Below are 22,962 nucleotides of genomic sequence, written 5' to 3' on the forward strand. Positions count from 1 at the left end.
GGGAGCGTCAACTCTGCGAGTTGGGCAACAAGGCGTACGCGGTCTCACGTGAACCCGACTCCTCGCAATCGAACATCGGGTAACGCTCCGCGACGGCTCCCCAAGATCTGTGCCAGAACCCCGTTCTCGCGTACAAAGCCACCGGGGCGCAGCGATGGCCGGTGTCCCAGCAGTCCCCGGTGTGTACGCGGGCCGGGAGCCGACCGGCCCCGATCCCGCGCTCGACCAGCCACGCGGGAGCCTCCTTCGGAGGCCGCCTGGATGCTTCGAGGGCCTCGCGTGGCTGGAGTCGTGGACCGACGTATCCGGTGTCGAAGGCTTGGTCATCAAGCCTCTGACCAGCAAATATCTCCCGAACTATCGCGGCTGGAGCAAGATCCGCCGCCGGGACACTACCGAAGCGATCGTGGGAGCCATCACCGGCACCCTGACCCGCCCGCAGCTCCTCGTCCTCGGCCGTCACGACGACACCAGCCGCCTGCGGGCGGTAGGCCGCACAGTCACGCTGCGCCCGGAGCAGGCCCGCCAGGTCGCCGAGCATCTGACCGCCGCCGATCCCGGGCACCCGTGGACCGGGGTGCGATTTGCTGCCGCATGGGGGTCCCGCGATGTCCTGGACGCGGTCCTGGTCCGCCCGGAGATGGTGGCTGAGATCAGCGCCGACCGGTCCATCGACCGGGGCGGAGTCTTCCGGTACCCGCTCCGGTTCAAGCGCTGCGCCTGGACGTCACGGCCGAGGACGTACCTCGGTTCGGTCAGGGTCCGGCTGCGGCGGCGGGGTGACCGCCGAATCCGACGCCTCCAGCGCGGGCTGGCGCGCAACAGGTAGGGCACCAGCGCAGGCCCGGTGGTGCCGTCGGGGCGAGCAGGCTGCCGGGCGGCAACTTGGGACGGCTGGAGGGTAAGGGAAGCGACTTAGTCGCTGGCGCTATCGAAGTCTCCGACGTTCGTGTCCCCGTCGTTGTCGGCGGGTCCGGGACCTGACGTGCCCATTCCGCCGTAGCTGGCGAGGAATGTTCCGGTGATCAGCCCTGCTGTGCATGCCAACAGGATGGCGACTCCAGCCATAAGCACGGCTGCGATCGGGGGGCCGTCCCCATTGCCTGTCAGCGCCAGCACCGAGAGGCCGGGGCCCATACCGAGGATGCCGGTGCCGCACGCCACGGCCAGCGTTGCGTTGTGGTGGAGGTCAGGGACCCCGTCCCATATTGCTGGTAGCAGGGTCACGGCCTGGCAGAGCAGGCAAGCCGCTTGCAGCACGGCGTACCCCGTGAGTGTCATCTCCTGCTGCCAGAAGTACACGACTCCTGCTGCACCGCAGAGCAGCAGTGCCGCGGTGCCCACCAGTACGAACGTGGTGGGCACGTCAAGGGAGTACCTGAACGGGTCCGTTCGTCGTCTGAGGTAGCGGCTGAGCCTGCCGTTCACGTCTTGCCCCGTTCGTCGGTGCTGTCCCGTGTGGTCGCATCATGCCCACATCAGCCGATCGTCACCCGGGGCCGCCGTGGTGTGCGATTGGAGTGCGTTTCGATGTCGAGGCGGCAGCGTGAGGTGTACGACGAGAGGCAGACAGCGGGGCGTCTGCGGGTCTCGCTCACGGAGTGGCGGTGGGGCCGGCTCCGGACCAGTCCAGGCCGAGGATGCGGGGCCGGGGCTGTGGTCGCGGGCCGGGACTCCATGTGGCCACGGCATGGTGGCGGCGGTAGGTTACCACTGACTGGAACATCTGCTTCCGGGCCCGCCGATGGGTCGATCTGGCCCGGGGTGGTCGTCGGGAGGTTAATTCTTCCTTCGCCGGGATGTGCGCGAAGCGTTTGGCAGAGGTGTTCATTCGGGCGGATGGACGGGTTCCGTCGGCTCTTGTCGGGCCCGGGAGGTTCGCGTACAGTCCCGGCCATCACACTGACTGAAAATTCAGTTACAGCGCAGAGTTGAGGGAGTCGCCTTGCTTGAGCGTCGAAGATTCCTGACGGGGCTGGCCGCCGGGGGGGCTGGTGGCCGTCGGCCTTACGGGGTGTACGGATTCGGCGGGGCGCAAGGGAGCGCCTAAGGCCGGTGGCTCCCCGTCCGGGCCGGGTTCTGTCCCGGTGGGGTTGCGGATGCCGGCGGAGTCGGCGCCGCACGCCGCGACGTGGATGGCGTACGGGGCGACAGTCTCGGCGTGGGGGGACGACACCGCCGACGCGTTCGGTCGCGACCTGTCCAACAGTCGCACCATCGCGCGGCAGGACCTGATGCGGGTGGCTGCCAATCTCTCCCGCTTCGAGCCGGTGTTCATGCTCGTCGATTCGGACGCCGACAAGGCCCAGGCCACCGCGTACCTGGAGGCCATCGTTGCCCAGACGTCGGCCAAGGACCGGTTCCACGACACGGTGGACGGTTCCGGGCGGATCTACCTGGGTGCGGGGAAGTCACCTGAGGCCCTGCCGCCGATCCGCACGCACCCGATCACGTTCGTCATCCAGCACATCAACGACCTGTGGACCCGCGACACCGCACCCGTCTTCGCCCTCGACCCGGACGGCCGCCTCCACGGCGTCGACCTCAACTTCAACTGCTGGGGCCAGTCCCCGATCACCACGGGGCTGCCCGGCTGGACGAAGGACCCGGAGAAGACGAAGAACGGCGTGATCGACCAGCCCATCGACGGGGACCGCCACGTCGCCAAGGCGGTCACCCGTTACGTCCGCACGCCGACGGTGTCGACGTGGCTGACGATGGAGGGCGGCGGCCTGGAAGTGAACGGACACGGCCTGGGCATCGCCTGCGAGAGCAGCATCATCAACGACAACCGCAACCCCGGCAAAAGCAAGACCGAGATCGAGGCGGAACTCCGCAGGGTCCTCGGGGTCGAGAAGATGCTGTGGCTGCCGGGCGTCAAGGGCGAGGAGCTCACCGACTGGCACATCGACTTCACCGCACGCTTCACCTCGCCGTCCGACCTGCTCTTCGGGTCGACACCAACTTCGAACCCGCAGACCAGCGCAACCAGAAGGCACTGGCCGCCGCCATCGACCAGATCAACGCCCTTTCCGGCGAAGAGAAGGCCCGCTACCTGGGCTCGGCGACAGCGACCCTGAAGACCCACGAACTCCCGGTCCCCGACCAGAAGAAGGTCTTCGCAGCCTTCACCGCGCGCAACACCCCCTCGATCGCCGAGCGCGGCCTGGAGGAGTTCATCCACACCTCGGCCGCTGGCTACGTCGGCTACTACGAGGCCAACGGCTGCGTGATCATGGCCCAGTGCGGGGACGTCGAACGGGACCGGCAGGCACACGAAACCGTCCAGCGCCTCCACCCCGACCGCGTGGTCATCCAGCTCACCAGCGACGGCATCGCCAGCGGCGGAGGCACCATCCACTGCGCCACCCAGCAGCAGCCCGCGACGTAGCCGCGACGTGCTCAGGCGATGAGTGAGCCTTCCCCTTCAGCGCACGCATCCCGAACCCAGGCCGTCGGAGTCCAGAGCTGCGGCCGCGCACCCGATGGCGGGTCCGGCCGGTGAAGGTCCGCCCGGCGAAACTGCGTTCACTCCTGCCCGGATCCGGGCTCCAGACGGCCGCCCCACCGCAGAAACTCCAGAAGGACGGGGCCGGGGGCGCGACCGAGGATCTCGCGGTCGCAGTGCACCTGGCGCCCGTCCTGGACGTCCGGCGGATTGACGACCACGCGCAGAACAGTCGTCCCGCTACAGGCCTTGCACATGCGCTTCTCCGCATCGGAAGTTCGCTGTGAGTACGACGGTGCGCGCAACGGGGCGCCGGGTGCGCCCGCGGGAATGGGCAACGGCCACCATCAGAAGTACCGCCTCGACCCCCTCGTTCGAACACCCGCCCCGGCCGGGGCGTCCGTGCCGGGGAAGAGCACTGCCGGCAGGGGCTGCTCGACAGAGCTCGGACAGTTCGCGACTGCGCCTCGGCCTTGGCCCGGGGCTTGCCGCGAAGCCCGCTGACCGACCCGCAGCCGCCCGCGACTGGGGGCCGCGCCGTGGCCAGCGGGCCGGGTGTGGCTTGGGCGCGTTTGTGTCTGTTCTGGCGGGGCTGGTGTTCGGATCATGGGAGAGGGGGCGGCCCGGCCGGGCCGCTGTGCTCGTTGTGATCGTGGTGGAGGGGGTTGTCGTTGTCGGGCAGTGGCGCGTTCTTGGATGTGACCGGTACGTACGAGTTGACCGGGGGTGAAGGGTATGAGGGGTACCTGGAGTCGATCGGTGTCGATGCGGTCAACCGGAAGGTCATGGCATCGGCCCAGCAGATGGTGAAGATCGTGCAGGAGGGCGACCACTACACGCTGACGGTCACCATCCCTGCCAGGACGCATGTCGAGCAGTTCACTCTGGGCCAGGAGTACACCGGTACTTACGGTGACGGCCGTCCGTACAAGGGGATCTGCCGCCGCGACCAGAGCTGGGTGACCCAGAGGCTGAACGTCGACGGCTTCGACACCACCGTCCTCTACCTGTTCGGTGCCGAGGGCTTGGAGTTGGTACTCAAGGGCGTCGGCACCGATGCGAAGCGGACGTACAGGCGTCTTCCCTGACAGGTGGCCGCCACAAGCCGAGCGGACCCCCGGCTTCATACCGGGGGCGCGCTCGGCGTTGCCTTGCCCGCAGACGTCACCCAGCCCCGGGCGGGTGTACGCCCCCGCGGGCAGCCGCTCGCCGCCCTGGCCCCGGTTGTCCCGGGCCGGGACCGGGTGTTGCTGGGGGAGGCGGGATGGCCCGTGTGGGCCGGTCCGCGGTGGTGAACTGGCGCCTTCGGCTTTCCGCCCCGACCGGCTGCACGGAGGTGCATCCGCAGTTCGACCGGCGGAGGTGGTCGCCTGGCTGCTCGCTCACGACAAGGTCGGCGTGCCCGTGGCCATGCCGGCGGCCTCGCTGGTCGCGGTCGGTGCCGGACGTCGTCTGCGCGGGCCGGCGCCGCCCACGTGCGATCGCTCGGTTTCGTGACAGTGGAGTGAGAGACAGTGAGGGGCTGCGTGTTGGCGCTGTTCAGCGTCGGTTCCGGGGTGGGGCGCACTGACACGAAACCGGGAGATCGCACATGGCACGAAGCTGTGCGTCGGCTTCAACATCGTGCGGGGGGAGCCGTGCGCGGTGATCCACCGGTAGCCGCCCCCGCTTGTTGAGGTGGTGGTGCGTTCGGCCCCCGCCACCACTGCGTTCGCCGGTGACGGCGTGGACGAGGTGACCGCTCCGGCGGAGATCTACCGCGGAAGCTTCGATGAGGAAGCCGGCTACGGGCTCAAGGAGCAGATGGACGGAAAGGAGATCGAGTTCGGTCAGGCGGAGCGGTATGTGGAGGCGGCCCACGTCGGAGACGCCCGGAAGGACTCTTAGCCGGGCACGCATCGGCCAGGCTGTGCGGGCCGCCACCCTTCCGGGTGGCGGCCCGTACTGTTGCGCTTCACTCCTGGCCGGTGTCCGGGCTCCAGACGGTCGGCCCGCCGCCGCACCACTCGATGAGCAGCGGGTCGTCCAGCCGGACAGCGTTGGGTCCAGGCCGGCTCGCCGCAGGAACTCGAGTAGGTCGGCGGGGCCGAGGGCGCGGCCGAGGATCTCGCCGTCGCAGCGCACCCGGCGCCCGCCCTCGACGTCCGGCGGATAGACGACCACACGCGGAGCGCTCACTCCAGCATGCCCAAGGCGGTGTCCGGTCGGCAGTGGATGCACGTGGCACGCCCTCGGCCAGCAGCCGCCGTATCTGCTCTGCGGCGGCGGGGGCGCAGCGGTGGCCGGTGTCCCAGCAGCCCCCGGTGTGTACGCGGGCCGGGAGCCGACCGGTTCCAATGCCGCTCGACCAGCCACGCGGGAGCCTCCTTCGGAGGCCGCCTGGATGCTTCGAGGGCCTCGCGTTCCTCGGCGAAGGCAAGAGCTTGTTCGGCCCGGACGAGTTCACCGCGCAGGTAGGTGCCCAGTGTCCGCAGCCGGGGCAGGTCGGGCGGCAGGACGGACACGGTCAGCTCCCGTACAGCGCCCGCCGCGCGGCCCTGCACGCCTCGCCCAAGGGGTTCGCATTGGGCGCTCCGTACCTTGCACACGGAACGTGGCAGGAAGCACAGGGGCCCGTCTGCGAGGGCGACCAGGTGGCGACCTGCGGTCTGACGGTGGGGGCGGGGGAGGTCATTCCGCTGTCCGTAGGCCCGTCTACTCCAGCTGACGGTCCGGGCTGTCGTGTGGCAGCGGGGCGGCCCCGGCCATCGCGGAATTCGGGCTGGTGGCTTTCGCTCTGCTTGCGCAGCTGCGGTGGGTGCCGCCCAGGCCGATAGGCCAGGGATTGGCGTTCGGCTTGGGGAAGCAGGTCGTCCGGTGCCTACCGCACTCCACTCCCCGGGCGTTCCGCGGCCAGCTGCGGAGCACCCGGAGAGTGTGGCGCCTCGGCGGGGCTTGGTCACGATTTCTTAGCCGAAGGCGACGGCGTCTGCCCAGGGGTGGGTGCCGAAGGAGGTGTTCCCCGGACACCCGGCCTGATCAAACTGTGCCCGACGCGGCGATTTTCACTGACTTCTTGAGCGTGCCGCTCTGCGAGCCCAGCGCCTCGATCGTCTTTACGAGCGTCATGCCCTCGTAGACCTCACCGAAGACGACGTGGGCGTCGTCCAGCCAGGCGGTGACGGTGGTGGTGATGAAGAACTGCGAGCCGTTGGTGTTTCTTGCCCGCGTTCGCCATGGACAGGAGCCCGGGCTTGGTGTGCTTATGTGTGAAGTTCTCGTCGTCGAACCGGTCTCCGTAGATGCTCTTGCCGCCGGTGCCGTTGTGATTGGTGAAGTCACCGCCCTGGAGCATGAAATGGGGGATGACGCGGTGGAAGCCGGAGCCCGCGTAGCCGAACCCGTGCTGGCCGGTGGCCAGCTCGCGGAAGTTCTGGGCGGTCTTGGGTACGACGTCGTCGTACAGCTTGAAGACGAACCGTCCGGCGGGCTTACCGTCGATGGTGATGTCGAAGTAGACGTTGTCACTCATACCTTGATCATTCCGCACCCTTCGTGTTCGACCCGCTACTTTGCGTGAAGGGGGAGGGTGGTGTCTGCTTCCGCCTGGCCCTCCAGGGCCGGAGATGCAGAACCTGGGGCGGCCCGGGAAGCCATCGTCCGAGCGGGAAGTGCACCCGCCGCCCCGCTGCCGCCGGTGATGGCCTCGCAGCCGGGATGGTGGAGGCCCAACGGGAGGCCCGTCCCCCGGTCTGGAGGGGTTATGTACCCGTTCCCTGAGCCATCGGCCGGAGCCCCCGCAGACCGGGGCGGGCCCCGGTGGCGCGGGTGCAGCCGGAGGGGCCGAGGGCGGTCGGCGGTGCAGCTTGGGGACGTCGTTGTACGACGTCCCGGGTGCAGGGCGCACGCGGTCGCTGGGCGCGTCGACCTCGATGAGGTCCTCGGTCAGGTCCTGGCCGGTGCTGGCGGTGCGGCTGGCCCACGCGCGCAGGGCGACCACGTACACCCACCGTCCAGCGTCGGTCTGCCACCGGCGGACCAAGCGCCCGCCGACCTCACCGTCGGGAAGGAGAACGCGGACGGGCGGGAGCCGGCCGGGGGGTTGGCGGCGGGCGGGATCGCTCACGGTCGGGTGCGGGCGAGTCGCTCGTCACGCTCGCTTTGGCAGCCCTTGCAGAGTGGGTTCCCACCCAACCCGTAGCGGCATGTGGACTGGTGGCACCGGGCGCAGGGGCAGGTTTGGCTGGGTGCCACGTGACCAGGACCGGGCACGGGCGGGTGGTGGTGGGGTCTGCTCGCTCATGCTGCGCTCCGGTCCGTGGCGGCGGGGAGGTGGGTGCGGGCGGTGCGGCGCAGCTCGGCGGCGCCGGTCCGCCATTGGGCTGGCGAGGCCCAGTACGGGTGGGTGGCAAGGCGGAGGTCCAGGAGGACCAGGGCGCGCCGCAGCGCGGCCGTGCCAGCCCCGGCGGGGGTGTGCGCGAGCTGGGCGTAAGTCTCCTCCCGCGTCTGCTGGAGGGCGAGGAGGTCGGCGGGGAAGCGGTGCGGTGTCACCCTCTAACTAAAATACGTGTTCGAATTCGAGTGCGAGTGCCTTCTCGGGTGGGTCAGCGGCCGGGGCGGCGAGCGTGGTGTGGTGGGAGGCTGGACAGGGGGTCTCGGGCGTTGAGTGGAGGTCCGTCGATGCGGCCCATCTGGTCTGGAGCGATCAGCTTTGGCCTGGTCACTTCTCTGAACTAGGGACGCCGTGCTTGACGCCAAGGTGGATCTTGAGGCCTGGTTCCAAGCAGGCGCCGCCGCGAGGGGGAGGCCCATCCCGCCCGCGTCGCCCTCGCTCTCGCCGGCACGTCTGGCAGCAGATCGGGCGAAGGGTTCGCATCACCGCGACGCCGCCTGAGGCGCTGGAGCCGTGGCGCAGGTGGACCTCGGCATCGCTCACGCCCTCGACCGTTTCTTCTCGTGAAAGCCAACGGACCGATCGACGAAGTGCCGGAACACCTCTTGAGAACGCGACGGATAGCTCTCCAGCCTATCTGATGATCTTCTGCGACAGGGCTGGAGTTTCTGCCCCCGTGCCGCCCGCTTCCCGGACACTCCTCAGGAGGTTAGGCAGGTGGCAGTCGCTGCGCTGGCTGATCTGGCTGGGCCGCTTGGGCGGCTGCCGACGGATGGAGGGGTGGGAGGGCAGAAGGCCCTGATCATCCCGGTACGTGAGAAGTAAAGGCGGGCGAAGCTATGACTACCAATGACACCGAGGTTGGCTGGCAGGAATTCCTGGAGAAGAGGCTGACGCCGGAAGCGGCGTCGGCTCTCGGCTTGGCCGACGCGCAATCAGGGGCGCTGTACGCAGGTGCGGTGAGCGTTGATGGCCTCTCGGGGTTCGAGAACTTCCAGCGTGAGGACTTCCAGCGCTCTGAGGACTACCAGGTGGAGGACGAGGAAGGGGCCTCGGTGACCGTCAACGAGGCCGCAACGCTCGTCGAGGCGGTCAGCCCCGACTCGTCCCGTAGTCCGGTCTGGCTGGGTGGCGTCCGATACGTGTTCCTACATGGTGCCGAAGACTCGGCCACCGGCTTCCGGTACGCCGTCGTGGCGAAGGGCGAAATCCGGGTCTACCTGGTTCTGGCTGACGGCTACATCGTCATCGCCGGCAGCGACTCCGATCGGGCGACCGACAAGACCGCGGCGCTCACTGTTGCTTTGGAGCTGGGTACCAGCCTCGTCGCAGAGAGCAACTAGCGCGCAGGCCCTCCGGGCGCCAGTCCCACTGGTGCCCGGAGGGACCAGCTGAAGTCGGCCGGTGGCAGGGGGGCCGGAGTGCCGAGAGACTGTCCATACGGGAGTCGTGTTACTTCACCTTCACCCAAAGGTGCGAGCAGGGTGGCCAGGGGGACCGTGGCTCGAAGGGAGACGCGATGCGCCCGATCTGGTCTGGTGCGATCTCGTTCGGCCTCGTCACTTCTCTGAACTAGGGCCGACCCTTGGGATGCCCGGCCTCGGGTTCACGTACCCCCAGTGACGACCTGTGCCGCTTGGGGTCTACGCGGTCCCAGGGGGGATTGGGTTGTCTGCGGGCGGGACCATGCAAAACATTTGGTAGCGGCTGCGGCCTGAAGGGATCATGGGCTGCCGCTGTCCCGTAACGGGACGCGCTTGTTTGCCTACCGCCCCGGGAGGGACCCTGTATGGCGTCTATGCCTTTCGTCCGACGCGTTTTCGGCGACGGGCCGTTCGCCGAGGTCGGAGCACCGGATCTGGCCGCTGTTGACGATCGCTCGCAGCTGATTGCCGTGGGCGGGGACCTTGGGCACCTTCAGTGGAGCGGAAATGCGACCGCCGACAAGAAGTGGACTGGGCATCGGATCGGGGTCTACGAGTGGGATGGCCTGCGGTGCCGGCACCTGGTGCGCTCCCGGTATCCCGTGCAATCTTTCGCCTTTCACCCCGTGCTTCCCTTGCTGGCAGTCGGGACGGGACGCTACGACGGTGGCTACTCCTTCGAAGGCGAACTGCTGCTGATCCACTTGGACACCGGCAAGGTGGTGTCCGCGCTGCAGTACCCGCGAGAAGTACTCAGCGCGGAATGGCTCAGCCAGACGGCACTGCGACTGGTCCTGGCACCATGCGATGACTGGGACAACCCGCACGCGCGAGAGCAGGGGCATACAGCCGTCGTCAGTCGCACCGACTGGCTCGCAGTCGGGCAGGAAGCGATCAGATCCGAGGACCTGGCAGTACCTGCAGAGCCGACCGTCCGCATCCATCGCAGCGAGGAAGCACGGCGACTCCTGGCGGATCTTGCGACGGCGGCCGGCCAACACTGGTCCCTACGTCGGCGAGTGTGGGCCGTCGAAGGACTGGCGGATGGCCGCGTGCTGGGCGCTCTGGATGGAACTCTGGCGGAATCGTGGCTGCCATCGGGCGAGCGACATTGGTCGGTTGAGGATGAGGAAGGCGGTCGGCAGCTGCTTCTGTCTTCCGACTGCATGTCGGTTTGGACCAACGCCGAACGCCGAGGTCGCCGTAAAGGAAGGCGTTGGGAGACATCCGCGCCTCGCATCGCCCGGATCGCGCTGGACACGGGGCAGGTGCTGGAAACCTTGAGCCAGGATGTATTCGCGGTCCTCGTTGAAGGTGGCAACCGGATGGTCTTGAGGCCGCTGGGTGGCCGTCGGAAAGAGCCTGCACGGCTGATGCTGTTCGATCTCGACGGCCCTCATACGGGGCCGGACGTAGGCTCTTTCGACGTGTTCAACCACCCGTTTCCCGTCCGTGGCGCGAGCCGCCCCTACGCCCTGGTCGGCATGGACGCCGACAAGCCACACCGGGACAAGTGGGTCACTGCTCTGGATGCTGACGGGCTACTGCGCCAGCTCTTTCCGCACTCCTGGGTGCCGGAGGAGCATCACTTCGGCGGGCCGGCGGTCGAGATCGGGCAGTCCCTGGTGCACGCGGGCACCGTCCACGACGGTCGCGGGCTTCAGCCTGGCGGCGCCTACGTAGTCCGGCGGTCCTTGAGCGGTGCTGTGCAGTGGGAATACCGCACCGATCACCCAGCCACCGCTCTGGATGCGGACGAGGACACCGTTTACGTGGCCTACACCTCCGGAGCCTTGGCAGCGCTGGACGCCGAGGACGGCTCGCTGCGCTGGTGCACGAACCTTGAAGTCAACGGCGCGCCCACGGCCGCGCTGTCCCTCGCTGTAACACCCCGTGGCTATTTGCTCGCGGGGACCGTCGATGGCCGGATCCTGGAGTGCTCGGTCGGGCAGTGACCTCAGAGGGCGTTTCGTCCCGTTGTTTCATCCCGAATTGCGGGGTTGGGGATGGTTCATGCGCCGCGCCAGCTGGGGGCGGATTCGGCGGTGAGTCTGCGGGTCATGATGTTGATCATCGCGAGGTGGATCATGGCTTCGGAGCGGTGTGGGTGGGCTTCGTAGTCGCGGGCCAGGCGGCGGTGGTTCATCAGCCAGCCAAGGGTTCTCTCGACGGTCCACCTTCGCGGCAGGACGGTGAATCCCCTGGTGGTGGGGTCGCGGCGGACGATGTGCATGTCGATGCCGAGGGTGGCGGCGTGTTCGACGAGGTGCTGGCGGTAGCCGCCGTCGACCCAGGTCTTACGGACGGTGGGATGGTCGGCGGCGACTCGCTCGATGAGGGTCTGGCCGGCGATGGAGTCCTGCACGCTCGCAGCCGTGACCAGGACCTGGAGGAGGAGCCCGACGGTGTCGATGACGATGCTCCGCTTGCGGCCCACGATCTTCTTGCCCGCGTCGATGCCCTGTTCGCGGGCCGGCACGTTGGTGGAGGTCTTGATGCTCTGCGAGTCGATGACGCAGGCGGTCGGCTCCTCCTCCCGCCCCTCCTGCCTGCGGACTTGCCGGCGCAGGAGACTGTTGAGCTGGTCGAAGACTCCTTCTTCCTGCCAGCGGGCAAAGTAGGCGTAGACCGTGTTCCAGTGCGGGTAGTCGTGTGGCAGGTAGCGCCAGGGGATCCCGGTCCGGTTCACATAGAGGACCGCGTCCACCAGGCTGCGCAGGTCGTGGTCCGGAGGCCGGCCGATGTCCAGGCCGCGGCCGCGGCGCTCGGACCGCCACGCGGTCAGGACCGGCTCGACCAACTCCCACCGGGCATCCGACAGATCGCTCGGGTATCGACGGCGTTCAGGCATGATCCCGAGCTACCCACCTACGGCCTGGCGGGGCCGGGCGCAGATACCGGCGCCCGAAGCACACGGCGCACAACGCGGCGTCTTGGGATGAAACAGGAGCAGCTAGGCCAACACGGCGGCGGAATCACGACTCACGCACCATCACTCACTCCAGCCTCAACAGCCCCAGAGCAAGCGAAGCCCAGACCGGCAGATAACCACGCGGATCTGGGCTAAACGCCCTCTTAGACGTCGTTTCTTATGGCGAGTAGCAGTGGGCAGGAATTGCGATCGGTTCGTCGGACGCGGCTGGTCTGGTCAGCGGGGCATGTGCCGTCCCAGCTCCCGTGTCTTCTCGTGCAGGCCCGCAGCCCAGGCTGCGCCCTCCTCATGGGTGGACATCCCAGCGACGGTGGAGACCTGCACGTCTTGGAGCGGGCCTTCCGGGGCGGCTCCAAGACGTGCCCAGTCCACCTTGACCGCGGCGCGTTCGGCAAGAACGAGCACTGTGGCAGTGAAGCCTTCGGAGAGTGCGAGCCAGATGGTGTGGTTCGATTTTCGGTGCTGCGTTAGGAGGGCGTTGACGAAGGTTTCGAAGGTGTCGGGGGTGATCTGGCACTCGTCGTTCTCCATCGGCCCAATGCCCGATGGGAGTTCCAGCTCCGCTTCGAAGACCGCTATCTGACGCTGGAACATGCGGGAAGCTCCATTGGATGGGTTCCACAGTGTCTCGTCGCCGAGGTCGAAGTACTGGCTCATCGCGGCACCTTTCAGCTGGTCATGACAGGCCAGCGTATCCAGCTGCATGGTTGCCGTCGTCAGAGTTAGGCCTTGGCCAGACGCCGGTGGCAGATGAGAACCGCAGCTATGCCGACGAAGGCCAGGAAGTGTTCGGGCTTGCGTTCGTAGCGGCGGTGGAGCCGACGGCAGCCAGCCAGCCAGGACACGGTCCTCTCGACCACCCATCGGTGCCGGCCGAGTCGCTGCGAGGACTCGGTTCCTCTGCGAGCGATGCGGTGCCGGATGCCACGTTTGCGGAGCCATCTGCGCAGGTGGTCGTAGTCGTAGCCCTTGTCCGCGTGCAGTTTCGCGGGGCGCCGTCGTCGCGGTCCGCGCCGGGAACGGATCGGCGGGATACCCAGCACGAGCGGTTCGAGGCCCTGACTGTCATGCATGTTGGCACCGGAGATTCCCAGTGACAGAGGAAGTCCGTTCCGGTCCGTGATCAGGTGGATCTTCGAGCCCAACTTGCCACGGTCGGTCGGATTCGGTCCTGTCAGAGGCCCCCCTTTGCGTCCCGGATGCTGACGGAGTCGATAGCGCACCGCGACCAGTCCAGCTCGCCCCGGGCCCCGAGTTCGTCGAGAACGACACGGTAGAGCCGGGCCCAGACGCGGGCTCGGCTCCATTGGGCGAAGCGCCGGTAGACCGTCTGCCAGCTCGGTGGCTTTGACGATCTGATTCGGCTCCACTTTTCGGCCTGAGTTGGCCCCAGGGGTGGGGGCGTACGGGAGCGTTCGGGGGTTGTTCCGGTCTCATTTGGCCCTACCAGGCGGCGGGTGGTGGGACGGTCGTGGTGGACCGTGTGGGGGCGATGCCGGATGGAGTTGTCGAGGGAAGAGCTGTTCTTGAGGATCCGCCGTGACTCGTGGCAGGAAGGGCTGTCGATGCGGGCGTTGGCCCGCAAGTACGGCGTTCACCGTCGGCTGGTACGCGACGCTCTGGCATCACCGGTGCCCAAGCCGCGGAAGACCCCGGTGCGGTCGTCACCTCGCCTGGAGCCGTTGAAGAAGACGATCGACGAGTGGCTGCTCGGCGATCTAGAGGCGCCGCCGAAACAGCGGCACACCGTTCAGCGGATCCTGACGCGACTGCGTCAGGAGTGCGGGGCCGACATCGCCTACTCAACCGTGTGGGACTACGTCTCCCGCCGGCGCCGGGAAATCGCCGAGGCGGCCGGAGCGGCACCGACGGCGGGGTTCGTGATCCGCCACAACCGGCCGGGGAGAGGTCGACTTCGGCGAGGCATGGGTGGATCTGGCCGGTGAACGCACGAAGTGCTTCGTGTTCGCGCTGCGTCTCGCCTACTCGGGAAAAGCGGTCCACCGCATCACGACATCCTGCGGGCAGGAAGCGTTTCTGGACGGCCACGTTCACGCCTTCCGGACTCTGGGCGGCATTCCGGGTGGTCAGATCCGCTACGACAACCTCTCCCCGGCTGTCTCCCGGTGATCCACAAGAGCCGGTCGAGGGAGGAACATCCCAGGTGGGAGGATTTTCGGCGGCATTTCGGCTTCACCCCTTTCTACTGCGAGCCGGGACTTCGCGGGGCCCATGAGAAGGGCGGGGTCGAGGGCCAGGTCGGCTACTTCCGCCGCAACTACCTGACTCCCGATCCGCGGGTGGACTCACTCGACGAGCTGAACGCGTCCTTCTTGGAGTTCGAGCGGGCGGAGGAAGGACGGCGGATCGGGATGCGGATCCGGACCATCGGGCAGGACTTCGCCCACGAGTCCGCGCTGCTGATACCTCAGCCGACGGACGGGTTCGAGACCGGCGCCGTGTTCACTCCGAGGGTCGACCGCTACGGGATGATCGCGGTGAGGGTCTGCTGGTATTCCGTTCCGGCCCGCTTCATCGGTCGCACCGTCCGGGTCGTGCTCCGCTCAAGTGACCTGGTCGTTTTCCACGGACGCACTGAGATCGCCCGACACCCCCGGCTCACCGCCAAAGGCGCCGAGCGAGTCGTCCTCGACCACTTCCTGGAAGTGCTGCTGGCCAAGCCCGGGGCGATGGCCGGCTCCGAAGCCCTCGACCAGGCCCGCCGCGAGGGCAGGTTCACCGCCGTCCACGAAGCGTTCTGGGCTGCGGCGAAGAGTGCCGACGGCGACACCGAGGGCACCAAACAACTGGTCCACGTCCTTCTCCTGCACCGGCACCTCGAACACCGGGATGGTTGCCGGCATCCGATCGGCCCTAGCGGTCGGCGCCCACACCGCCGACGTCGTGGCCCTGGAAGCCCTAAAGGCAGCCCAGACCGACGGCCGGTCTCCCACCGTGGCCGTCACCGGGCCCGCATCGGTTCTTCCGGGACCGGAGCCCAGCGAGGTGGTCAGTCTGAGCGCCCACCGAGCCGTCCGCCTCCCCACCGACCAGCGTCCTCTGCCCGCTCTCGAACGCTGGGACCAGTTACTGAATCAGTCCAGGAAGGACGCGACATGACCGGTCCGAATCACTACCTGACCGAGCCCGCCGCCGACGCGGCGATCGACACCGCCTGCCGGGTCCTGCGGCTCCCGACGATGCGGGCCCAGTTCCCCGACCTCGTCGCCCGGGCCGAACGCGAACAGCTCTCCTATCGCGGATTTCTCGCGGAGCTGCTGATGTCCGAGTGCGAGGACCGCGACCGGCGACGTTCGGAACGACGGATCCGAGCCGCCGGCTTTCCCCGCCAGAAGTGGCTCTCTGACTTCGACTTCGCTGCCAACCCCAACGTCGTCCCGGCCGTGATCAACAACCTCGCCACCTGCGAATGGGTCAAGAAGGGCGAGCCCCTCTGCCTGATCGGGGACTCCGGCACTGGCAAATCCCACCTGCTGATCGGGCTGGGCACCGCCGCTGCGATGGAAGGCCATCGCGTCCGCTATGCCCTGGCCGCGAAGCTCGTCAACGAGCTTGTCGAGGCCGCCGACGAGAAGCAGTTGTCCAAGACGATCGCCCGCTACGGCCGCGTGGACCTCTCTGCATCGATGAGCTGGGATACCTGGAACTGGACCGGCGAGGGGCCGAGATGCTGTTCCAGGTTTTGACCGAGAGGGAGGAAAAGAACAGCGTCGCCATCGCTTCGAACGAATCGTTCGGAGGGTGGACAAAGACGTTCACCGACCCGCGTCTTTGCGCGGCCATGGTCGATCGTCTCACCTTCAACGGCGCCATCATCGAAACCGGCACCGAGTCCTACCGGCTTGCCCAGACCAAAGCGAAGTAGCAGCAGACGAAGAAGTAGCCCTCACAGATCTCCGGTCACCCAGCGGAAACCGATCACTGCCGACCGCCGCCACGGCTCTCGAGATACCTGATCAGTTTCGCCTCGCTACGAAGTAGCCGATCGCGCTCGTCCGCAGGGAGGGACGCCAGTGCGTCGACGAGGACACGTGTTCGGGGAACGTGAACCATCGCACCGGAATAGATCCGGCACCCGGAGCACCAGGCCAAGCCGACGCACCGCTCGAACATCGAGGACTCAGGCGGATGGAAACGGAACTGGTAGGAGCAGACCTCGGTTTCGCAGGCGGCGCATACTCGGCGATCGGCGTCCTTGACGGTGTCCCAGGACGCGACCTTGACCCAGTGCTGCCGCCCGGCCGGTGCTCTTCAAGTCGTCATGCGCAGCATTCTCTCTCATGACCACCCCGCGACATCAGGCTGCCCCGACCGATCCCCAGGGCTGGGCCGGCTGAGGCCGGAACCTGGGGCCACCTCGGGCCGGAACAATCGTCGTGTTGGCCACGAAGTGGGGCCAACGCAGACCGGAATCGTGGGGCCAATTCGCACCGTTAACGCCAGTGCCGAGCGGGAAAGCGAGAAGGGCTTCTTGCTCTTCCTCAGGCCTTTGCCGACGAGGGGCGGCTTGATGGCCGAGAGCTTTTTGGCCGAGGACCGCTCAGCGAGGGTGACCGGTTGGCCCATAGGGAGCACCTGGGTCCAGACGATGGGGCCGGCGCCCGGCGGGGGAGAGCTCTATGGATTCACACGGCGTCTCCCAGAGTTTCCCTCCCTCGGTCGCCACGTGAATGATGAGGAAATCGTCACCAGGCCGGTTGACGGAGACAGAGCAGGCGTTCTCAGGATAGTCCTGCGTGGTGGGGCCGCTGAGGTTTACCCAGGAGAAGGGGCCGGGATCCGTCTCCTGGTTGCCCTCCACATCGCGGATGCCGATGAAAGTATCGGGCCGCCGAACTGCTGATGTGCGGAGATCAGCAAGTCCCGGTGGTCGCGCCCGGGCAAGCTCTTGCGTCCGTCGCGTCGGCCGTCGTCCCGGCGCAGCCGGTCGACCAGGCGGGGGCCGGTGACCGGGGTTGTAGCAGGTTAGCGCAGCGATGGATATCCCTCTGCGGGAACGGACCGGGACTCTGATGGCGAGCCGCCAGCCCCTACGACACCACGAGTTCAACCTCAGTAGTGTTCGCCAATCAACTTCGAGAGGTTCTGCACGTACTCGTTGCGCTCGAGGGAGGGGTTGTTTTCAGTGACATACCGCAGGGCGGTACTCGCGAATTGCATGCCCTGGGTGATGAATTCCTCTGTGGGGCATACGGCTTTTCTCCCTCCGCTGTCGTTGATGTGGAGAACGTCGCCGTGGATCACGAGATCGATTTCCCCCGGATGTTCGGTGAAGGAAATGCCGCCGTCGGAGCCATTCCGTAGCCGGCGGATGGCATTTTCCAGCACCGACACGAAATCAAGAATTGGTGTGGGTGTTTCGTCAAGAAATACCGTGTCACCTGCCCGTAGTGTGATCGGGTATGTGAAATGGTGATATCGGAGGGAGATCTCACTCAGGCTCTGAAGGTCGGAATTCCGGGATGGGTGAGCCGGAGTTTCGGGGTTTCCGTCCGGGGTGAAGGTTAGTGTCAGCAAAACAGTTTTCCCTTGTGGGGCGCGGTGGGGGAGGCCCGGCCTCGAACCTCCCCCACCGCGGGTTGACGGTTAGATCGGGTGGGCGCTGACCAGGAGTCCGGTTGCCTTGTCCACGATTACCTTGATCGCGGTGGCGTCCCGGTAGTTTTGGTCCACTCCCATTTTGCCAATCTTTTTGTGAAACTCAAGCTCGTAGACATCGCCCGGCCTTACGTTGCCGTGCTTGTCTATGTTTGGAGAGGGTCCCTTTCCTTCGTCCACGGTTCGCTGAAGTGCCTTCATGAGGCCCTCGTCACCCTTCACGACCTTGCCCTCGAACACACCCTTCCGGGGGTCTGCCTTCTGGGCCGCGCCACCGGTACGGTGGCCGTCCTTCACGTGCGCGAATCCATCCCAGTCGTCTGACTTCCAGAGGATCTTCGGCCGCGCTGCCTTCGCGGTGAGGGCAAGACCCTCTACTCCGTTGAAGAGTTTGCCGATGTTATCGCTGTTGGCGGCGGCCAGCCCCGCGGCCTTGCCGAGCTTGGCGGCAGGGATCGGCACGATGGCGGCAGCGGCCCAAGCGCAGGACCCGGCAGTCTTCTTCTCCGCGCATTCCTTGAGGTCGTCGATTCCGACGGCCGCGCTGAAGAAGGGGTAGAGCGGCTCAGTCGCGTGGGTGAGGCTTTCACCGTCATCCACGAAGCACGCTGTGCCGTATCGGTCCCCCGCCATCGGGCAGATGAGCTTGCTCTTGTTCGCCTTCTCCTCGCGGCGCTTCTCCTCCTCCTCAGCCTGACGCTGCACGCCCTCCTGCCGGTACTTCTCGACGAAGCTGCCGAAGGCGTGCCACTTCGCCTGTTCGGCGGCCTCGGCGTCCTTACCCGCAGCGACTGCCGCCTGGTGGGCGTCGTCTGCTGCCTGGTTGGCCATGGCCGCGGAACCCCGGGCAAACGCGTAGGAGAGCTCGGCCCGGCGTGCGGAGTCCTCGGCAGCGGCCGCGTCACGCTCCGCGGCGGCTGCCGCCGAGCGCGCGGTGGAAGCCGCCGCGGTGGCCTTGTCCGCGGAACTCTGAGCGGCTGTCGCAGAGTTCTTGGCGTCCTGGGCGAAGCCGGCCGCGGTGTCCGCGGACTTCTGGGCGCTGGCGGCGGATTCGCGGGCGGCTCCTTCCTCAGCGTTAGCCGTGGCCGAGTACGCGGCGGCCTTCCAGGCGTTCTGCCGCGCGAGGGCCGCCACGGAAGAGGCCTCGGCGATCAGGCCTGCGATCTGATGCCGGTGGGCGGCGGTCTGCTCGTCCTTGACCTGGGCGCTGTGGTACCCGTATTGCACGAATTCACGTACGAGTGCCGGGGGCCCGGACAGGGCTACCCGGGCCGCTGCCTTGACCTCGGACCCGGCATTCGGGTCATTCAGCAGGCTCAGTGTCCAGGCACGCTCGTCGGTCGTCCTTGCTTCGTGTTGCCCTCGCTTGAGGAAGGCGTTCAGCGAGTCCGGGGTGTCGGTTTCGAGAGCCTTGCGACCGGCTGCCTTGACGGAGTCCCCGCCCGCGGAGATGAGGGCGAGGACCTTGACGCGGTTGTCAGTGCGCGCTGCCGCGTATCGGCCGGTGTAGAGGAACTCCCGCATCTGCGGTGCCGACTGGCCCAGTGCGGTGGTAGCGGCGGCCCGCACGGGGGTGGGTTGCTCCGCGGAGTCGGCGATCCGTTCGACCTGGGCGCGGTCGTCGTCGTCGGTAGCCTGCTTCCAGTCGGTGAGTAGGTACTGTCGAACTCCCGCGTCGTCTGCCGCGAGAGCCTCCAGAGCGGCCTCCTTTGCCCACGGGCCGCGATTCTTGGCTGCGGCGAGTGCCACCGAGCGGCCCTTGGCTGCCAGAACTCCGGCATGGGCCGCAGGATTGGCAGCTTCCTGGCTCAGGCGGGCCGCTTCCTCGTCGAGGGCACGGTAGGCGGTGATCGCCTGTGTGGCCTGTTCCTGAAGCTGGTCGGTCGCGAGCTTTGCGTCCTTGGCCCTTTCGATGCCGGCCGTGGTGCGGCCGGCAAGGTCCTCTGCCTCGGCGTCCAGGACGAGTTGGTGGGCCTCCTTCGCCTGGGTGACGGCCGTCTCGGCGGCATCGGCCGCGGTCTTGGCTTCAGCGGCATACTTGCGGGCTTCGGCTGCCGCCTGGCTTGCCTGCCCGGCGAAGTCGGCAGCGCGCCTGGCCTCCGTGGCTGCCTTCCTTGCGTGCTCGGCTGCCGATCGCGCGGCCTTTGCCGCAGTGACCGCGGCGCTGCGAGCCTTGGCGGCCAGGGCGGCTGCTTGAGTGGCGGCCCGCGTGGCCTCGGCGGCGTGACGGCGTGCCTGATCGGCTGCGATCCTCGCGTCGCGAGAGTCGACCCCCGCTGAGGCCGCATGCCTGTCGGCGTCCGTTGCGGCTTGCGCGGCATCGGTGGCATCGCCGGCCGCGTCCTTGGCCGCCGTGGCCGCGTTCTGCGAAGCCTGCGCGGCCTCGACCGCCCGGTCCAGGGACTTGGCGGAGTCCTCTGCCGCCGCCGCTGCCGCGTCGGCTTCGTCGGCGAGCTTACGGGCATCGGATGCCTTGTCCGCGTTGCCCCATGCATCGAAAGCCGCGTTGTGCGCGCGGTTCGCCGCGTTCGAGGCGCCGATGGCCGCGGCCGAAGCCTGGGAGGCCGCAGCTGCCGCGACCCGGGCGGCCTGGCTGGCGGCACGCGCGGAACTGATGGCCTGCTGCGCGGCGGCGGATGCCCGCCGCGCAGCGTCGGCGGCCGTGGCGGCAGCGGCTGCCGCCCTGAGCGCGTCAGCGTGTGCCAGCCGCGTCTCCTCGGCAGCGTTCTGTGCGGCCGCCTTCGCTTCCTGTGCGGCCTTCACCGCCCTCTGCGAGCTGGTCTCGGCAAGCTTTGTCGACCGCTCCGCCTGCGCCCCGGCCGCCTTCGCCTGCTCGGCGAGCTGCGCGACGGTGGCGTACTCCTGATCGCGGCTCCGCGCGATGTACTGGCCGGAGTCGATGAACTCCTGGAGTTCGGCTGGGGTGCCCTTGAGGGCGCTCTTCGCCGCGGCCTGCATGGCCGGGCCGCCGATGCTCAGCAGAGCCATGGTCGTCACGCGGTTGTCCGTGTTGCGGACGTGGTGCTGGCCGGATTCGAGGAAGGCCCGGACAGCGTCGGGGGAGCCCTGGAGCGCCTTCTTGCCCTCGGCCTGGACCCCGGGACCGCCTGCGCTCATCGCGGCGAGAACCTCGACGCGCCGGTCCTGGGCAAGAGGTGCCTGCCAGCCCTTCTGCAGGAAGGTACGTACGGCCTGCGGATCAGCGGACTGGAGGGCAGCACCTGCGGCTGCCTGTACGGCGACTCCACCGACACTGATCATCGAGTAGGCGTCGGCCCGGTCGTCCGTCCTGCGGAACACCGGTTCAGCGGCGAGGAACTTGTCGATGTCCTGGTTCGTCCCGGTCAACGCGGCCTCGGCCGCTGCCTTGACTCCCGGCCCGCCTGCCATCCACAGCTCCACGACGCGCCCGCGGGCCGTCTGGGGAGGCAGTTCCTCCTCGTCCGCCGCTGTGGCGCTAGTCGAACCGAGGGCTCCCACGAGGAGCGCAGTCGACACAAGAGTCGCGGCCGTGACCCGTAGCCGGCGCCAGGCCGTCGTGTAGGGCCTCGTCACGCCCCGGGGGCGCGGACCAATTTTCACTTGAATGTCCTTGATTGCTGTTCGAAAGGCGAGCGCAGGAAACGCTCGGGTGCGGCTTCCACGGCGCTGGGTGGTATCGCGATCGGGCGGGCGATCGAGCGTGACTCGGGCGGCACGACCGACGACCGAGGCCTGCCGTGTCCGCCATGCAGGCCGTCTCTCCGGCGGGCCGTTCGCACCGCAGCAACGCAGAACGTGCGCGTCGCTCCGTCGGCCCTGTCCGGCCGCGTGTGCGCCGACGCCGGATGGCGCCCCGCCCGCTACGGGATGGACGGTGACGCCACCCGGCGGTTGGCCTGGATGGGCGTCCTTGCGGTGCCTTCACGCAGGGACGCCCATCGTTGGGTGTGTCAGGAGATGAACGTGGCCGTGGTGGCCAGGACGCCGGCGGCCGCGGGTAGGCCCTGCAGCGGCACCGTCGCCGTGGTGGCCCAGGTGCGGTCGGGGCGCCGGACCGTGTGGACGAGCTTGCCGTCGCTGGTGGTGACGGTGACCTGGAGCTCTCCGTTGACGGCGGCCGCGGAGACTGCCTTGGCCGTCACCGTGCCCAGGACGTCCTTGAGGTCACCGAAGGTGTCCCACGACCCGTTGCCCTTGCGGATGGTGTGGTACTGACGGGTGCCGTTGTCGGTGGCGACCACGAAGTGCATATCGTCGCCGGCGCCCGCCATGCTGATCGAGGTGATCGGCCCAGTGCCGCTGGCTGCCTGCGCGACGTTGCCCCAGCTCGACCAGGTGCCGTTGCTCTGGCGGATGCTGTGGTACGGCTTCCCGCCGCTGACGAGGCCGACGTGGAGCTCGCCCTTGACAACGCCGGTCGCCGCGGCGGTCACGCCGGAGACGGACCCGCTGGAGACGTCGCGGAAAGGCACCCAGTGGCCGGTGGCGTTGCGGAAAGTGTGGAACGCCTTGCTGTCGGCGACGGCCACGACGTGCAGGTCCAGGCCGATGGAGACAGCCGTGACCTGGGTCAGGTTACCGAGGCCGTTGGCCACCGAGAACACGTCGCCGAAGGCACCCCAGCTCCCGTCGTGCTTGCGGACGGTGTGGAAGAGCCCGCCGTTGTTGCTGATGGCGAGCACGTGGGTGTCACCGTTGATACCCGCGACGGCGGAGCTGCGGATGCCGTTCAGGGGACTGGCCTTCAGCTGGACGTCGGTGAACCCGGTCCACGAGCCATTGGACAAGCGGGTGCCCTGGTAGAGGCTGCTGCCGGACTGAACCGTAGCCACCGTCTTCCAACCCGGGGCCTTCGCGCGGTGTACGTCGATCCATTCGCCCAGTCCGTCGACCCGGGTGCTGTGCGCACCGGTTCGCGTCTCGGCGCTGTCGAGGCAGCCGCCCTGCAGGGCGCGGCTCACGAGGCCGACAAGGGCCGGCTTCCCGTTCTCCGTACGCAGGGCCGGGCCGCCGGCGTCACCCTGGCAGACGGGGGCGTCCGCGGGAGTCTTCGGGGCGACGTCGAATCCCGTGGCGACCGGAGAAGCGACGGTGAAGACGGCCTTGTGGTTCGTGAAGGGGCGCCACTCGGTCTTGGTGCGACCGAAGCCGGCGACGGTCAGCGCCTCGCCCGCGGCAGGGGCGG

17 protein-coding genes and 5 pseudogenes are annotated in these 22,962 nt (G+C 67.9%); 9 read left to right on the top strand and 13 right to left on the bottom strand.

The features are described 5' to 3' along the window. Positions 1–7: 7 nt before the first annotated feature. Complete coding sequence (locus tag ACFWBW_RS16735; RefSeq protein ID WP_385373100.1) at positions 8–361, bottom strand: DUF6233 domain-containing protein; 354 nt, start codon at positions 359–361, stop codon at positions 8–10. On the opposite strand from ACFWBW_RS16735, the gene ACFWBW_RS16740 reads away from it, so the two are divergent. Then, positions 320–829: a hypothetical protein gene (locus ACFWBW_RS16740; RefSeq protein WP_385373106.1), complete on the top strand. Its 510-nt coding sequence runs from the start codon at positions 320–322 to the stop codon at positions 827–829. The two genes, ACFWBW_RS16735 and ACFWBW_RS16740, sit on opposite strands and share 42 nt — an antisense overlap. Before the next feature lie 86 nt (positions 830–915). Here the strand turns inward: ACFWBW_RS16740 and ACFWBW_RS16745 are convergent, their stop codons facing one another. Next, entirely contained in the window at positions 916–1,365 is a 450-nt protein-coding gene (locus tag ACFWBW_RS16745) for a hypothetical protein (protein ID WP_385373049.1), read from the bottom strand. 734 nt (positions 1,366–2,099) lie between these two features. On the opposite strand from ACFWBW_RS16745, the gene ACFWBW_RS16750 reads away from it, so the two are divergent. Both ACFWBW_RS16750 and ACFWBW_RS16755 read left to right on the top strand, forming a co-directional pair. Continuing rightward, the gene (locus tag ACFWBW_RS16750) at positions 2,100–3,080 is read left to right on the top strand and encodes an agmatine/peptidylarginine deiminase (RefSeq protein ID WP_385373051.1); all 981 of its coding nucleotides are present in this window, start codon (positions 2,100–2,102) and stop codon (positions 3,078–3,080) included. Continuing rightward, entirely contained in the window at positions 3,077–3,391 is a 315-nt protein-coding gene (locus ACFWBW_RS16755; protein ID WP_385373102.1) for an agmatine deiminase family protein, read from the top strand. The genes ACFWBW_RS16750 and ACFWBW_RS16755 overlap by 4 nt, the downstream gene beginning before the upstream one ends. A 137-nt stretch (positions 3,392–3,528) precedes the next feature. Here ACFWBW_RS16755 and ACFWBW_RS16760 read toward each other — a convergent pair whose 3' ends face one another. After that, positions 3,529–3,705, bottom strand: a complete 177-nt coding sequence (locus ACFWBW_RS16760; protein WP_385373053.1) for a hypothetical protein — start codon at positions 3,703–3,705, stop codon at positions 3,529–3,531. Between the two features lie 441 nt (positions 3,706–4,146). Here ACFWBW_RS16760 and ACFWBW_RS16765 point away from each other — a divergent pair, with 441 nt between their 5' ends. Both ACFWBW_RS16765 and ACFWBW_RS16770 read left to right on the top strand, forming a co-directional pair. Further along, a complete protein-coding gene (locus ACFWBW_RS16765) occupies positions 4,147–4,536 on the top strand; it encodes a lipocalin/fatty-acid binding family protein (protein WP_385373055.1) in 390 nt (129 codons plus the stop codon). Between the two features lie 595 nt (positions 4,537–5,131). Next, complete coding sequence (locus tag ACFWBW_RS16770) at positions 5,132–5,335, top strand: hypothetical protein (RefSeq protein WP_385373057.1); 204 nt, start codon at positions 5,132–5,134, stop codon at positions 5,333–5,335. Positions 5,336–5,402: 67 nt separating this feature from the next. On the opposite strand, the gene ACFWBW_RS16775 is transcribed toward ACFWBW_RS16770, so the two are convergent. From ACFWBW_RS16775 to ACFWBW_RS16785, 3 genes and pseudogenes are all read right to left on the bottom strand, one after another. Then, a complete protein-coding gene (locus ACFWBW_RS16775; RefSeq protein ID WP_385373059.1) occupies positions 5,403–5,894 on the bottom strand; it encodes a DUF6233 domain-containing protein in 492 nt (163 codons plus the stop codon). 572 nt (positions 5,895–6,466) lie between these two features. Next, positions 6,467–6,959 (bottom strand): annotated as a pseudogene (locus tag ACFWBW_RS16780) (peptidylprolyl isomerase). Between the two features lie 767 nt (positions 6,960–7,726). After that, the gene (locus ACFWBW_RS16785; protein ID WP_385373061.1) at positions 7,727–7,978 is read right to left on the bottom strand and encodes a hypothetical protein; all 252 of its coding nucleotides are present in this window, start codon (positions 7,976–7,978) and stop codon (positions 7,727–7,729) included. A gap of 681 nt (positions 7,979–8,659) precedes the next feature. On the opposite strand from ACFWBW_RS16785, the gene ACFWBW_RS16790 reads away from it, so the two are divergent. After that, positions 8,660–9,163 (top strand): hypothetical protein, encoded by a 504-nt coding sequence (locus ACFWBW_RS16790; protein ID WP_385373063.1) that lies wholly within the window; start codon positions 8,660–8,662, stop codon positions 9,161–9,163. Between the two features lie 446 nt (positions 9,164–9,609). Continuing rightward, the gene (locus tag ACFWBW_RS16795; protein WP_385373065.1) at positions 9,610–11,199 is read left to right on the top strand and encodes a hypothetical protein; all 1,590 of its coding nucleotides are present in this window, start codon (positions 9,610–9,612) and stop codon (positions 11,197–11,199) included. A 56-nt stretch (positions 11,200–11,255) separates the two neighbouring features. Here the strand turns inward: ACFWBW_RS16795 and ACFWBW_RS16800 are convergent, their stop codons facing one another. From ACFWBW_RS16800 to ACFWBW_RS16810, 3 genes and pseudogenes are all read right to left on the bottom strand, one after another. Continuing rightward, complete coding sequence (locus ACFWBW_RS16800; RefSeq protein WP_385373067.1) at positions 11,256–12,095, bottom strand: IS5 family transposase; 840 nt, start codon at positions 12,093–12,095, stop codon at positions 11,256–11,258. Between the two features lie 297 nt (positions 12,096–12,392). Beyond that, positions 12,393–12,833, bottom strand: a complete 441-nt coding sequence (locus tag ACFWBW_RS16805) for a DUF6086 family protein (RefSeq protein ID WP_385373104.1) — start codon at positions 12,831–12,833, stop codon at positions 12,393–12,395. Positions 12,834–12,898: 65 nt separating this feature from the next. Continuing rightward, positions 12,899–13,515 (bottom strand): annotated as a pseudogene (locus ACFWBW_RS16810) (IS5 family transposase); the annotation flags it as partial. Positions 13,516–13,675: 160 nt separating this feature from the next. On the opposite strand from ACFWBW_RS16810, the pseudogene istA reads away from it, so the two are divergent. Next, positions 13,676–15,296: pseudogene (gene istA / locus ACFWBW_RS16815) on the top strand (IS21 family transposase). Then, positions 15,293–16,062: pseudogene (gene istB, locus ACFWBW_RS16820) on the top strand (IS21-like element helper ATPase IstB). The pseudogenes istA and istB overlap by 4 nt, the downstream one beginning before the upstream one ends. 953 nt (positions 16,063–17,015) lie before the next feature. On the opposite strand, the pseudogene ACFWBW_RS16825 reads toward istB, so the two are convergent. The 4 genes and pseudogenes from ACFWBW_RS16825 to ACFWBW_RS16840 form a co-directional block, all read right to left on the bottom strand. After that, a pseudogene (locus ACFWBW_RS16825) lies at positions 17,016–17,253 on the bottom strand (IS630 family transposase); the annotation flags it as partial. Continuing rightward, positions 17,250–17,531 carry a hypothetical protein gene (locus ACFWBW_RS16830; protein WP_385373069.1) on the bottom strand — a complete coding sequence of 94 codons (282 nt, stop codon included), beginning with the start codon at positions 17,529–17,531 and terminating at the stop codon, positions 17,250–17,252. The gene ACFWBW_RS16830 and the pseudogene ACFWBW_RS16825, both read right to left, overlap by 4 nt. 252 nt (positions 17,532–17,783) lie before the next feature. Next, the gene (locus ACFWBW_RS16835) at positions 17,784–21,377 is read right to left on the bottom strand and encodes an ALF repeat-containing protein (RefSeq protein ID WP_385373071.1); all 3,594 of its coding nucleotides are present in this window, start codon (positions 21,375–21,377) and stop codon (positions 17,784–17,786) included. A gap of 350 nt (positions 21,378–21,727) precedes the next feature. After that, positions 21,728–22,962, bottom strand: a 1,235-nt coding sequence (locus tag ACFWBW_RS16840) for a trypsin-like serine protease (RefSeq protein WP_385373073.1), incomplete at its 5' end; no start/stop codon positions are given.

The organism is Streptomyces sp. NPDC059957 (assembly GCF_042730015.1).
In the GTDB taxonomy this organism is placed as follows: domain Bacteria; phylum Actinomycetota; class Actinomycetes; order Streptomycetales; family Streptomycetaceae; genus Streptomyces.

Excerpts from the sequence above, each read along its gene's own strand:
- ACFWBW_RS16750 (WP_385373051.1), top strand. The coding sequence starts at position 2,100 with ATGCCGGCGGAGTCGGCGCCGCACGCCGCGACGTGGATGGCGTACGGG.
- ACFWBW_RS16760 (WP_385373053.1), bottom strand. The coding sequence starts at position 3,705 with ATGTGCAAGGCCTGTAGCGGGACGACTGTTCTGCGCGTGGTCGTCAAT.
- ACFWBW_RS16805 (WP_385373104.1), bottom strand. The coding sequence starts at position 12,833 with ATGAGCCAGTACTTCGACCTCGGCGACGAGACACTGTGGAACCCATCC.
- ACFWBW_RS16795 (WP_385373065.1), top strand. The coding sequence starts at position 9,610 with ATGGCGTCTATGCCTTTCGTCCGACGCGTTTTCGGCGACGGGCCGTTC.
- ACFWBW_RS16790 (WP_385373063.1), top strand. The coding sequence starts at position 8,660 with ATGACTACCAATGACACCGAGGTTGGCTGGCAGGAATTCCTGGAGAAG.
- ACFWBW_RS16800 (WP_385373067.1), bottom strand. The coding sequence starts at position 12,095 with ATGCCTGAACGCCGTCGATACCCGAGCGATCTGTCGGATGCCCGGTGG.